The sequence below is a fragment of the Stenotrophomonas sp. 62841_Sma genome (genome assembly GCF_056482945.1).
This window is the reverse complement of record NZ_CM151224.1, coordinates 411,324-423,386: the sequence shown is the minus strand read 5'-3', so window position 1 is coordinate 423,386 and position 12,063 is coordinate 411,324. Positions and strand designations below refer to the sequence as shown.

Genomic DNA, 12,063 nt, shown 5'->3' with positions numbered 1-12,063 from the left:
GCCGCCGGGTCCTGTCAGGCCGCCGCCGAGGCCTTGGCCTCGATCGCCGCCAGTGCGGCCGGCCAATCGTGGGCGGTGTCGGCGGTGACCATGCGCGGTTCGTCGTCGGCCACGCCGTGCTGGGTCTCGTGTGCCCAGGTCACTGCATACGGGGTATGCACGCCCCAGCCGCCCAGGGTCACCACCGGCTCGATGTCCGAGCGCAGTGAGTTGCCGACCATCACGAAGCGCTGCATCGGCAGGTCGAACTCGGCCAGCACACGGGCGTAGGTCTCCGGGTCCTTCTCGGAGACGATCTCGATGCGCGGGAACAACTCGGCCAGGTTGGCGACCTTGATCTTGGCTTCCTGGTGGAACAGGTCGCCCTTGGTGATCAGCACCACCGGGTAGTGCTCGGCGATGGCCGCCACCGCTTCGCGCACACCGTCGATCAGTTCGACCGGGTGGCGCAGGGTGTCGTGGCCGATCTCCAGGATGCGCTGGATGTCCTTGGCCTCGATGCGCTGGCCGGTGATGTCGATGGCCGCTTCGATCATCGACAGCGTCATGCTCTTCACGCCGTAACCGAAGGTGCCCAGGTGGCGCTGCTGCACTTCCAGCAGGTGGCGCGCGGTCTGCGTGTCATGCACGTCGACGTAGCGCGACAGCAGGTCAAGATAATCCTGCTCGGCCTTGCGGTAGTAGTCCTCGCTCTTCCACAGCGTATCGTCACCGTCAAAACCGACCAGGCCGATGGCGCGCGACGGCGCAGGCGTGGGGGTGTTCATCGCACAAGGATACAGGGGTGCTGGTGACGATAAAAACCCGGGCGGCCGCAGCCGCCCGGGTCCCCATGCACCGGTCTTCCCGAATCAGGCGTGGATCAGCGGCCCTGCGCCGCGCCGGCACCTGCACCAGCCTGCTGGGCGGCCACGTAGGCCTTGTACTCATCGGCGCTCAGCTCGCCGTCCTTGTTGGTATCGGCCTGGTCGAACACCTGGGCCAGGCCTGCGTTCACCTGCGCCTCGGTCTTGCTGATGGTGCCGTTGCCATCGGTATCGATGCTGGCCCAGGTCTGGCCACCGCCATTGGCCTGTGCCGAAGCCGCTGCGGCCGCGTTGGTCGCCTGGTCAGCCGCCTGCCCTGCCTGTGCCGCCGACTGCTGCGCCTGCGCGGCCTCGTTCTGTGCCTGCGCGGCCTGCTGCTTGGCCGACTGGGCCATCGCCGGAATGGCCAGCACGCTGCCGGCGGCGACGATCAGGGCGATCAGGGGCTTGCGGTTGCGAATAGTCATCAGGGGTGTCTCCTACCAATTGGGTGGTGTTGCGCGGCGTGTTGTCTCCGCACGGCACCTACCCTGCCACCGCTTTTCTGAATCGATTTTGCCCCGCGACCGGCGTCAACACGCACGATTAACCACTCACCTCCACGCATGCTTTAGCGCGGTGGTTAGCACGAAGTGAGTGGCTCATAAGCTGCGCATTCAGCGCTGCCTGATTTAACCGGCAGCGAACGAAAAACCTGCGTCAGTCGACGTTCTGAGCCGATGACCGCGAACTGAACACCACCCAGCCGAGGGCAACACCGGCGAGCGCACCGGCGATTTCCAGCACTACGCGGCTGCCGAGTTCGTTCGGATCGTGGATGGTGGCGAGGAAAAGGCGCGCATACAGGGGCGACTCCAGACGCACGATGCCCATGTAGAACAGCTTCCAGGCATCGATGCCGGCAGAGATGATCACGGCGATGACGCAGGACCAGCCGATCGCGTGGCCGACCGTCCAGTGCAGGAGCCGGCACAGCTGCGACCACAGGAAGTACACCAGCAGCCCGACCAGCAGGGCAATGGCGCCCGCTTCCAGGGTGCCGAGCAGGCCGAAGTGCAGGGGAAGGTTCATCGGGTGGGCAACGGTGGGATGGCGGCCAGTGTAAGGGATCTGCCTCGGACCCAATCCGGTAGCCCCGGTAGATCCACGCCATGCGTGGATGAATCCCCATCGAAATCGAATACTCCGATGATTGAACGAAGAGCATCCACGCATGGTGTGGATCTACCGTGTCGACCAAGGTCGACACCTACCAACAGCAGCGCCCCTCTGCCGATGTCCCTACCGCACGGGGACGTCGTATGCGGTGCCCGGGTCCGGTTCGGGCTGCAGGGTGTAGTGCCACCACTCCTGCGGATAGTTGACGAAACCACGGCGCGCCATCGCCTGCACCAGCTGCTTGCGGTTCGCCTGCTGCGCAGCGCTCAGCCCGCTCGTCTGCGTATGCGCGCGTGGCCCGAAGAAATCGAAGTCGGTACCCATGTCCATCGGCCTACATGCACCACTGCCGCAATCCAGCAGCCCCAGATCCACCGTGGCACCGCGACTGTGGCCGGAGCGCTCGGCGATGTAGCCGTCGGCCAGCAGCCGTGGCTTGTCCAGATCCGGGTACTGCAAAGCCTTGCGCGAGCGCTCGCGCGGATCGTTCACCCAGGCCATGAAGGCCTGCACCGAACGCACCGGCCGGTAGCAGTCGTAGAGGCGCAGGCCAAAGCCATCCGCGCGCAGGTCCTGTTCCACCTGTGCCAGTGCCTTCGCCACCGGCGCCAGCAGGTAACAGGACGGCGCCTCGTAACCCGGCACGCGCGCGCCGGTGAAGTTGTTGGCGCCGGCGTAGCGGATGTCCATCTCGATGCCTGGCGACAACGTGCGGATCTCCACGAATCCGGCGCTGGCGGCATCGGTGGCCGGCGAAACACGCGGCGGCTCAGCGGCGCTGGCGCTCGCTGCCAGGGCAGTCGCCAGTACGAGTGAAATGCAGGTCCTGGAAGTCATAGCTGAAGTCGATGTCCGGGTCGATGGCACGCAGGTCCAGTGTGGGCGGCGCACCGTCACCGGGCTGCAGCCAGGCCTGTGCGTCTTCGCCCAGCGTATCCCAGCGCAGCAGCCAACGCCCCTGCAACTGCAGCACCGTGGCCTGCAGCCGGGGCGACTTGTCCACGCTGAAGCGCAGGCCATCCGCGCCCGGGCACAGTGAGGCCGGGCCCAGCCACGGATCGCGGTAACGGCCCTGCCAGTGCGGCAGATCTGTGCGGCTCGTCTCCTGCGCCGCAACAGTGGACGGCCGCAAATGGCCGGTCGCCGCCCGCGTTGCCTGGTCTGCCCTCAGCTCGGCCAGGTACGCCATCGCCGGGCGCGCATCGTCGGGTGTGGTGAAGCGCTTCAGCGTGGCCTGCATCAGGGCCGTGCGCGCGTCCTCGCCTTCGCCATTGATCAGCATCACCGCGCCCACCTTGCGGTCGGGCAGCAGCGCCAGCGACGAGTACATGCCCGACAGCGTGCCGGTGTGCGCCACCTTCCACTGCCCGTCCATGTCCGACACACGCCACCCATAGCCATAGCCGTAGAAATGCGCGTTGTCCCAGCGCCGCTGGCGTTCACCCAACGGCATCGGCATGTGCAGGGTCCACAGCGTGCGCCGCTGCTCGCTGCCCAGCCAGTCCGGCACCAGCGCAGGATCCAGCAGCACCTGCATCCAGCGCGTCATGTCGCGCAGTGAACAGCGGATGCCGCCTGCCGCCATCGAGGTCAGGTTCGGGCTGATCGCACCGTCAGCGTTCACCACCTCATTGCGATCACGACGCCAGGCATGTGGCTGCGCGACGTTGCCTACGCGCTTCACCGACCAGGCCCCCACCTGGCAGCGCGTCATGCCGAGTGGTTCAAACACCTGCTCGCGCATCAACTGGTCGTACGATTTGCCACCCGCCGCAGCGGCCACTTCGCCGGCCACCACGTACATCAGGTTGTCGTAGGCATAGTGGCTGCGGAAGCTGCTGACCGGCTTCAAGTGCGCCAGTCCGGCAATGATGTCGGCGCGGGTGAACGTGTTCGGTTCCGGCCACAGCATCAGGTCGCCAGCGCCCAGGCCGAGACCGCTGTTGTGGATCAGCAGGTCGCGCACCTGCATCTGCCGGCCCACCCATGCGTCATGCATGCGGAAACCGGGCAGGTGCCGCTGCACTGGATCGTCCCAGCGCAGCTTGCCCTGTTGCACCAGCCTCGCCAGCAGCGCCGCGGTCATCGCCTTGCTGTTGGAGGCGATCTTGAACAGCGTGTCCTCGTCAATGCGGGCGCCATCGCCACGCGCGCCCTCGGCATGGCGATAGACAACCTGTCCGTTCTCGACCACCGCCATCGCCAGCCCGGGGAGATGCTCGGCCCGGACCACGGCGGCGACATCGGCATCGATGGATGCGGTATCGACCGCCGAAGGGGAGGGTGCGGCCAGTGCCGCCGCGAGGATCAGCAGATGATGCATGCACGCTTCCCTTCCAATGCCCGCGCCGCCCACACGGACGGCACGGGATGCAGCCTCAGAAATTCCAGGTCACCACCAACTGTGTATAGCGCGGAGCCTGCCAGCGCGTCCCGGTGGCGAACGTCGCCTCGCGGTACTGGCCGGGCTGCGCTTCATAGCGCTGGTGCACGTTGATGGTCTTCTGATTGTTGAACAGGTTGTAGACCGACAGCCGTGCGCTGAGGTCGATGCCTTCCACCGGCAAACGCCACGTCACATTGGCGCCCATGGTCCACGTCCATGGCAGGCGACCGAACGCGCCGCGCGGACTGTACTCGAACTGTCGCTGGTTGTATGGGCCGGAGCAGTTGGCCACGCACAGCCAACCGGTGCCACCGCCACTACCTTCACTGGAGGTACTGCCACCGGCGATGGAGTCGTTTGGCCACATCACGCCATACGCAGTGATCGGGCCACCGGACTGCACCTGCAACGTGGTGCCGAAGGACCATTGCTTGTTCAGTGCGTACGCAGCTCGCAGCTTGAACTGGTGGCGGAAGTCGTTGAACAGTACGCCGTAGCGCTCGTTGGTGGCGGGGTGGTCCCAGAACTGGACCATGCCGGTATCACCGTAGTTGGTATCGGAGTTCACTGGTCCTTCGAAGTTGCCTTCACTCTTCGACCACAGGTAGGACGCGTTGAACATCCACTTCTCGTCCCATGCACGGTCGATCTGGAACTCCAGCGCCTTGTAGGTACGCTTGGGCTTGGAGTAACCGATCACCTCGCCGCTGCCGCCCTTGCGATAGCCGCTGTTGGCGGTATCGATGGTGATCCAGCCTTCGTTGGCGCAGCCGATGCTCTTGTCGCCCCAGATTGTCAGGCTCTCGCCCGGATTGGCGATCGGCCACAGCGTGCTCGGGGTCGGGCCGCACGGGGTGTAGTTGATGCGGATGTCATCCAGCGCACGGGTCATCCGTCGATAGGTGGCGTTGACGCCCCAGGACCACGCCTGGTTGATCATGTTCTGGAAGCCCAGGATGTACTCGTCCTGGTAGACCGCCTTGAGATCGCGGTCCACGCTCTGGCGCAGGTCGGCACCGCCGGTGTTCATGCGGGTGTCGGTCGGCCCGATCTGCTGGCCGACGATCGGTGCCATGTACGGCGAGCCTGTCGGCGAGGTCTTCTGTTCCCAGCCATTGAGCACGTAATAGCTGTATTCGTCGGTGAGACCACCGGCGAAGTTCACGTTGATGTTGTTGGTAACCGGCAGGTAGTAGCGGCCGGCGTTGCCGAAGAGCTTGGTGCTGCCATCACCGCGCATGTCCCACGAGAAGCCCACACGCGGCGCGACCAGGTCGTCCATCTTGATGAACGCCTTGCCGGCGGCGGTGCGGTTTTCGAAACGGTCCCAGCGCACGCCGAGGTTGAGCATCAGGTTCGGAGTGATGTTCCAGATGTCTTCCACGTAGAAGGCATTGGCTTCAGTCTCGAACGTGCCTCCCGACTTGCGGTTGCGCGCACGCAGCATTTCGGTAACGCCTGCTGGCACGTAGGCATTGGCACCGTCCCAGACTTCATCGCTAGGTCGCGCTACGTAGGCCGTGTAGCTCAACTCGGTCGGACCGGGGTAGCGGGTGGACTGCTTTGTGGTCATCAACTCACGGTCGACACCGAAGCGCAGCAGGTGATCACCCAGCTGCCATTCGAAGTCCAGTCGCGCCACGTCACGAGTATCGTCACGCTCGGCCACTGCCGTACCGGTGGGGTGGCAGCCTGCGCGCAGGCCCTGCAGCTTGCCCAGGCGCGGGCCATAGGTGCTGTCGGTGAACACCGGGCTGCAGGCCTGATCCAGCGACGAATTGGTGAATGCACGCTGGTTGTTCTGGCCGACCATGGCGCGGGCGGTGAAGTTCTGGCCGAAGTGGCCGGTATAGGTGGCCGACCAGTTGCGCCCCCCAGTCTCGGTGACCGAATCACCGCCCCATGCACCGAGCTGGTCGGCGTTCCAGTTGTAACCATACGAGGCATTGGTGACGTCGCCTTCGTCGGAGAACGCCAGCAGCGCCAGGCTATGGTTGTCGTTGATGTTCCAGTCCAGCTTGGTACCCCAGAAGCCGTTGCCGGAATCGTTCTTGAACCAGGTACTGCCATCGGACGAGGTGTTGTGTCCTTTGTCACTGCGGTCTTCGTACATCGCGAACAGGAACAGCTTGTCCTTGATGATCGGGCCGGAGCCCCACACGTTGGTCTTCAGGAACGAGTTGTTGTCGCGGCTGCCATACGAATGCGGGGTTCCATCACGATGGAAGTGGTCGCCGCCGCTGGAGCGCCATGCACTGGGTTCAGCGGTGACTTCCACGCCGCCTTCGAACTCGTTGCTGCCCGAACGGGTCACCGCATTGATCACGCCACCGGTGGAGCGGCCGAACTCGACCGAGTATCCGCCGGTCTTGACCTGAAACTCCTTGAAGAAGGCGAACGGCGCGGTACTGAAGCCGCGACGGGTGTACATGTCGGTGACATTCAGGCCATTGATGAAGACGGCATTTTCAGCCACCGACGAGCCGGCGAAGGACAAGCCACCAAAGGACGAGTTGCCGCCGACCACGCCAGGCGCCATCAGTGCGACCGCAGACAGGTCCTGCGCCACAGGAAGGCGCGAGATTTCCTGTCGATTGATGTTGAAGGATGTTTCGGTGGAATAGACATCCACGCGATTGACCACGCGTGTGCCGACCACCTGCAGTGCATCGAGATTGGTGACGCCGCCGCCGCTTGCCAGATTGACCGTGGTGGTGCCGCCGATCGCGACGCTGACAGCAACCTGATCACCCAGCTTCTGGCCATCACGGCTGAGCTGCAACTGGTAGTCGCCCACCGGTAGCTGGCCAAGGCGATAGCTGCCATCGGCACCGACCGTGACAGAGCGGGTCAGGCCCGTGCTGTTGCTGACCACGGTCACCTGATCACCGGCGGTGGCACGGCCCGCCACCGCGCCGCTCACGTTCTGCGCCATTGCGGTGCCGGGCAGCATCACGCCCAGACACGCCCCAAGGGCGACGCACAACGCCGCCCGCTTGATGCTGTAAGCCTTCATCCCCTGCTCTCTCCTGCAAGAATTGAATGGTGTGGAATGCGATGTGTCGCGCTAGCGTTGCCCGGCTGGCAGTACCCGCCACTGGAAGTCGTAGCTCCATTGGTCGAAGTACAGGTTGCCGCCTGCCCACTCGGCCTCGCCGCGCTGCGAGTCGACCGTTTCCGAGCGGAAGTGCTGCTTGGCCGGCACGAAGCGCTGGCCGAAATCGTCGTTGAAGGCGATGCGGTAGCCGTCGAGGCCACCCAGGTAGAAATCGCGCAGGGCAGGCACGTCGCTGGCCAGCGCGCCGGTGGTCACATCCATCGGCAGCCAGCCATACGGCGCCAGGTAGACCTGCCCCCAGTCATGCAGGTTGTTGTAGCCGCTGCCATCGTCGGAGAACACCATGCCCGACTGCCAGCGCGCGGGAATGCCGTTCATGCGCAGCAGCGCGATCAGCAACAGCGTCTGCTGGCCGCAGTCGGCATGTCCGGCACGCAGCGCGTAATCGCTGATGTTGCTGATCGTGGAGTATTCGCGCGCACCGGCCCATGGAATGCGATCCACGGCAGCAAACAGCTTGCGCACCACTTCATACGGGCGGGTTTCCCCCTGCAGCACCTGGTCGGAGAACAGCTTCAGCGCCGGCGTGAATCGCACGTGCGGCGGCTGCTCGGCCAGGTAGGGTTTCAGTGCCGGATCGGCCGGTGTCGGCTGCACCTTGGCCGGATCGATCGCGGTATGCCGGGCCAGGATCGTGACCGCATAGCGGACCTCGAAGCGGGTCGGCTGCCCGGCCACCGCCTTGGCTTCCAGATAGGCCGTGCGCTGCAGGGTGCTGGCTGGCGCCACGCGCGCCTTGCCCGGGGTGCTGCCCAGCCACTGCACCTGTTCCTGCTGGCCCGGGATCTCGCGCGGGTATGGAATCCAGGCGCGTACGGTTTCACCCGCCGGGACGGCATCGGCTTTCACCGTGAGCGACTGGGTGAATTCAATGCGCTGCGGCAGTACCGACGCTTGGCCACTTTGTTCCGCTGCGGCAAGCACGCGCGCGTGGTGCGCGTTGAGCACCTCGTTCGGGCCCGGCGGCGACATCGGTGCATCCGCGCGGCGGCGTGCGCGTGCTTCATGGCTGAGCAGGAACAGGTTCGACGGTGCGCGCTTGAAATACCAACGCGTGCCATCGATGTCGAGATGCTCGATCAGGCCAAGCTGATCCCAGCGCGCGAATTCCTCGTCGGTCAGGTCCGGAATCCAGCGGCGCACGGCAGACTTGGCGGCGGTTTCGTCGAGGGAAAGATCCAGGCGGATGCGGCGCATGCGTTCTTCCTGGAACGCGATGTCGTCGAAACTGACGCCAGGCTCCGCCGCGTCCGCAGCCGACCAGGTGTTCAGTTCGCTGCCGGCTTCGGAGAACCGTCCCGCGTCGATCATCTGCACGACCCGCGCAAACTGGATGGCCGAGGGTGGCGGCTCCGCTCCCGCCGACCACGCCCACAGCAGCAGCGCGGCACACAGGCCGGCAGTGGCAGGCAGACGTGGTTTGCGAACGGCAGGATCCACAGCGACACTTCCCCAGCGCGGGTGGTAACGGCTGTGTAACACGGGCCGGGATGCCGGTCAATAATTTATTCTTGCTTTCGATGCCAAAAGGAATAAATATTCCAACAGGCATTCGAGGAGGGTGTGCAGCGCATGATCCTGGCTTCCCGCGAACGGCATCGGCATTGGCCACGCCGCTTGACCCTGGCCCTGTGCCTGCTGGCCGCACCGGCCTTTGCACAGGCGGCCCCGCCGCCCGACCCGGGCGCGCCGCTGCCCTATGTGATCGGCCTGCACGAGGCCTACCTCACCCCGCAGTACTGGACCGCGCGCCTGGACAACGCAGACGTGCCGATCCTGGACCGCAGCCAGATCGAGGCACAGAACGCGCGGATGCAGGCACAGGACAGCCACATCCAGGACATCGCCACACTGCCAGCCCAGCTGGATGCGGCGACGGTGCGTGCCAGCATCACCGCGCTGTCGAGCTGGCCCACCCGCACTCTGTACAACGACAAGGGCCAGGCCATTGCGACGGCACTGCGCAGCGCGACCGAAGCCAATCTGGGCCTGCAGTCCATTCCCGCGCAGACGACACCGCAATACGGGCTGGTGGTGAAGCGCGCCGCACTGCGCACCTTCCCCACCCGCGAGCGCGTCTTCAGCAGCGTCGGTGACACCGACATCGATCGCTTCCAGGAGTCGGCGCTGTTCCCCGGCGACAAGGTCGCGGTGGTCCACCGCAGTGCCGATGGCCGCTGGCTGTTCGTGCACAGCGAACGCTACAGCGCGTGGATCGAGACCGATGCCATCGCCAGCGGCGACAAAGCCACCGTGCTCGGCTACGGCGCGAAGGGGCCGTACCGGATCGTCACCGGCGCCACCGCGCAGACTGCCTACACCCCGGAAGAACCACGCGTCTCGCGCCTGCAGCTGGACATGGGCGTGCGGCTGCCGGTGCTGGCCGACTGGCCGGCGTCAGAGCCGGTGAACGGCCAGCAGGCGCACGCCGCGTGGGTGGTGCAGTTGCCGGTACGCGAAGCCGATGGCCGGTTGAAGCTGGTGCCGGCGCTGCTGCCGCGCTCGCAGGACACCGCCGCCGACTACCTGCCGCTGACCCCACGCCTGCTGCTGCAGCAGGCCTTCAAGTTCCTCGGCGAGCGCTACGGTTGGGGCCACGACTACGACACCCGCGACTGCAGCGGTTTCGTTTCCGAGATCTACCGCAGCTTCGGCGTGCTCCTACCGCGCAATACCAGCGCGCAGGCGGTCAGTCCGGCGCTGGACCGCGTACCGTTCACCGGCAAGGACGGCAAGGACGTGCGCGACCGCGCCGTCACCGATCTGCAGGTGGGCGATCTGGTCTACATCCCCGGCCACGTGATGATGGCCATCGGCCACGTCGACGGCCGCACATGGGTGATCCACGATACGGCGGGCGGCAGCTGGTTCGGTGCTGACGGCAAGCGTGTGCAGGCCCATCTCAATGGTGTTTCGGTCACCCCGCTGGAGCCGATGATGGCCAGCGACAGCGTCCGCTACATCGACCGCATCACCAACATCCAACGCCTGCGTGCCAAGACCCCCTGAATGAAGATCACTGCCATCGAACTGGGCATGCTGCGCGTGCCGCTGAAAACACCGTTCAAGACTGCCCTGCGCACGGTGGAAACCGTGGAAGACGTAGTGGTGCTGATCCGCACCGACACCGGCCACACCGGCTACGGCGAAGCGCCGGCCACGGCGGTGATCACCGGCGATACGCACGGCTCGATCATCGAAGCGATCCGTCACTTCATTGCGCCGCGCCTGATCGGCCAGGACGTGGCCAACCTCAATCGCCTGTGCGGTCTGGTGCAGACCGCGATGGAGCGCAACACCAGCGCCAAGGCGGCGATGGAGATCGCGCTGTACGACTTGTGGGCACAGCTGCATGGCGCGCCGCTGTACCAGATGCTGGGCGGCGGCGACCCGGTGATCACCACCGACATCACCATCAGCGTGGACTACATCGACAAGATGGTGGCCGATTCGCTGTCGGCGATCGAGCGCGGCTTCGAGTCGCTGAAGATCAAGGTCGGCAAGGACATCGGTCTGGACATCGAACGGGTCAAGGCGATCCACGCCGCCGTGGAAGGCCGCGCCCTGCTTCGCCTGGATGCCAACCAGGGCTGGACTGCCAAGCAGGCGGTGCATGCCATGCGCACGCTGGAAGAGGCCGGTGTGGTGCTGGAACTGCTGGAGCAGCCGGTAAAGGCGGCCGACATCAGTGGCCTGAAGTACGTGACCGACCGCGTCAACACGCCGGTGATGGCCGACGAAAGCGTGTTCAGCCCGAGCCAGGTGATGGACCTGATCCAGCAGCGCGCGGCCGACATCATCAACATCAAGCTGATGAAGACCGGCGGCCTGTCCAACGCGATCCGCATCGCCGACATCGCCGGTATCTACGGCGTGCCCTGCATGATCGGCTGCATGATCGAATCGAGCATCAGCGTGGCCGCGGCCGTGCACCTGGCGGTGGCCAAGAGCGATGTGATCACCAAGGTCGACCTCGACGGCCCCTCGCTGGGCCAGTTCGACCCGGTCAGTGGCGGTGTGCATTTCAACGAATCGGAGATCAGCATCAGCGACGTGCCGGGGCTGGGCATCACCGAAGTGCGCGGGCTGGAGATGCTGGGTTGATCTCTGCCTTGCGGCTGGCCTGGCGTACAACTGACTTTGGGTCGGACGTTACTTTTCTTTTCGCGAAAAGAAAAGTAACCAAAAGAAACGCTCCGCCGGCCGCGAGCCGACGTGCTGCGCACGTCGGTGCCCTGTGCTCCTCGGTCCGGCGAGGGACGGCGCGGAACTCGCTGCGCTCAGACACCCGCGCCTCTTCGCCCTCGCCGGACCTGCGGTGCTCGGCTCGCTACAAGGCGGACTCAACGTCCAAAGCAACAGCTGCACCCAGTAAATCCATGCCACGCGTGGATGCACCTGCTCTTGCTTCTGCCCTACCCCGCAACCCCTTCGCGGCTGGCACGCGCGCGATGTGTCCGAGGTCGGGCGGGTGGGGTTTGCAGGGGTGTCCGCGCCATGGGCCCGAGGCATGCCTCGGGCGGGTTGGGCAGGACGCCCAACCCCGGTCTTGCCGTTTGCGCAGGACAGCGCAAACGAGCAAGCGCGGCCAAGCC

The 12,063-nt window shown here is 65.3% G+C and carries 9 protein-coding genes; 2 read left to right on the top strand and 7 right to left on the bottom strand.

Features of this window, described 5'->3' with window-relative positions; translation table 11 throughout:
- Positions 1-14: 14 nt before the first annotated feature.
- The 7 genes from ACZK5G_RS01920 to ACZK5G_RS01890 form a co-directional block, all read right to left on the bottom strand.
- Positions 15-767 carry an HAD family hydrolase gene (locus ACZK5G_RS01920; protein WP_125895882.1) on the bottom strand — a complete coding sequence of 251 codons (753 nt, stop codon included), beginning with the start codon at positions 765-767 and terminating at the stop codon, positions 15-17.
- Between the two features lie 95 nt (positions 768-862).
- Positions 863-1,273: an EF-hand domain-containing protein gene (locus ACZK5G_RS01915; protein ID WP_004139214.1), complete on the bottom strand. Its 411-nt coding sequence runs from the start codon at positions 1,271-1,273 to the stop codon at positions 863-865.
- Between the two features lie 232 nt (positions 1,274-1,505).
- The gene (locus tag ACZK5G_RS01910) at positions 1,506-1,877 is read right to left on the bottom strand and encodes a hypothetical protein (RefSeq protein ID WP_032968343.1); all 372 of its coding nucleotides are present in this window, start codon (positions 1,875-1,877) and stop codon (positions 1,506-1,508) included.
- A 210-nt stretch (positions 1,878-2,087) separates the two neighbouring features.
- The gene (locus ACZK5G_RS01905) at positions 2,088-2,801 is read right to left on the bottom strand and encodes a M15 family metallopeptidase (protein ID WP_164079975.1); all 714 of its coding nucleotides are present in this window, start codon (positions 2,799-2,801) and stop codon (positions 2,088-2,090) included.
- On the bottom strand, positions 2,734-4,287 hold the full coding sequence (locus ACZK5G_RS01900; RefSeq protein WP_478465139.1) for a serine hydrolase domain-containing protein: 1,554 nt from the start codon (positions 4,285-4,287) through the stop codon (positions 2,734-2,736). Before ACZK5G_RS01900 ends, ACZK5G_RS01905 begins: the two co-directional genes overlap by 68 nt.
- Positions 4,288-4,342: 55 nt before the next feature.
- Positions 4,343-7,366 (bottom strand): TonB-dependent receptor, encoded by a 3,024-nt coding sequence (locus ACZK5G_RS01895; protein WP_478465138.1) that lies wholly within the window; start codon positions 7,364-7,366, stop codon positions 4,343-4,345.
- A 51-nt stretch (positions 7,367-7,417) separates the two neighbouring features.
- On the bottom strand, positions 7,418-8,908 hold the full coding sequence (locus tag ACZK5G_RS01890) for a transglutaminase-like domain-containing protein (protein ID WP_478465137.1): 1,491 nt from the start codon (positions 8,906-8,908) through the stop codon (positions 7,418-7,420).
- A 132-nt stretch (positions 8,909-9,040) separates the two neighbouring features.
- Here ACZK5G_RS01890 and ACZK5G_RS01885 point away from each other — a divergent pair, with 132 nt between their 5' ends.
- Both ACZK5G_RS01885 and ACZK5G_RS01880 read left to right on the top strand, forming a co-directional pair.
- Positions 9,041-10,477, top strand: coding sequence for a C40 family peptidase (locus ACZK5G_RS01885; protein WP_478465135.1), 1,437 nt, complete (start codon positions 9,041-9,043; stop codon positions 10,475-10,477).
- Entirely contained in the window at positions 10,478-11,572 is a 1,095-nt protein-coding gene (locus tag ACZK5G_RS01880) for a dipeptide epimerase (protein ID WP_478465133.1), read from the top strand.
- The last annotated feature ends 491 nt before the right edge of the window (positions 11,573-12,063 follow it).

What these genes read in the sequence shown, in the direction of transcription:
- ACZK5G_RS01920 (WP_125895882.1), bottom strand. Translation starts at nt 767, where the DNA reads ATGAACACCCCCACGCCTGCGCCGTCGCGCGCCATCGGCCTGGTCGGT.
- ACZK5G_RS01915 (WP_004139214.1), bottom strand. Translation starts at nt 1,273, where the DNA reads ATGACTATTCGCAACCGCAAGCCCCTGATCGCCCTGATCGTCGCCGCC.
- ACZK5G_RS01910 (WP_032968343.1), bottom strand. Translation starts at nt 1,877, where the DNA reads ATGAACCTTCCCCTGCACTTCGGCCTGCTCGGCACCCTGGAAGCGGGC.
- ACZK5G_RS01905 (WP_164079975.1), bottom strand. Translation starts at nt 2,801, where the DNA reads ATGACTTCCAGGACCTGCATTTCACTCGTACTGGCGACTGCCCTGGCA.
- ACZK5G_RS01900 (WP_478465139.1), bottom strand. Translation starts at nt 4,287, where the DNA reads ATGCATCATCTGCTGATCCTCGCGGCGGCACTGGCCGCACCCTCCCCT.
- ACZK5G_RS01895 (WP_478465138.1), bottom strand. Translation starts at nt 7,366, where the DNA reads ATGAAGGCTTACAGCATCAAGCGGGCGGCGTTGTGCGTCGCCCTTGGG.
- ACZK5G_RS01885 (WP_478465135.1), top strand. Translation starts at nt 9,041, where the DNA reads ATGATCCTGGCTTCCCGCGAACGGCATCGGCATTGGCCACGCCGCTTG.
- ACZK5G_RS01880 (WP_478465133.1), top strand. Translation starts at nt 10,478, where the DNA reads ATGAAGATCACTGCCATCGAACTGGGCATGCTGCGCGTGCCGCTGAAA.